Genomic DNA, 233 nt, shown 5'->3' with positions numbered 1-233 from the left:
AACTGGAAGATGAGCTGGGCATTCAGCTGTTTGTCCGTTCACACCGTAAAGTGGAACTCACCCACGAGGGTAAGCGGGTGTTCTGGGCGCTGAAATCGTCGCTGGATACGTTGAATCAGGAAATCCTCGATATTAAAAACCAGGAGCTGTCCGGGACGCTTACCGTCTACTCACGGCCTTCTATCGCCCAGTGCTGGCTGGTTCCGGCGCTCGGCGACTTTACCCGTCGCTAC

The 233-nt window shown here is 55.4% G+C and carries 1 pseudogene; it reads left to right on the top strand.

The features are described from left to right. Positions 1-233, top strand: a pseudogene (locus FDX22_RS24110) (DNA-binding transcriptional regulator DsdC); the annotation flags it as partial.

The sequence above is a fragment of the Citrobacter sp. TBCS-14 genome (genome assembly GCF_005280805.1).
GTDB lineage: Bacteria > Pseudomonadota > Gammaproteobacteria > Enterobacterales > Enterobacteriaceae > Citrobacter > Citrobacter gillenii.
The sequence above is the reverse complement of the archived record's forward strand: the minus strand, read 5'-3'. Positions and strand labels throughout refer to the sequence as shown.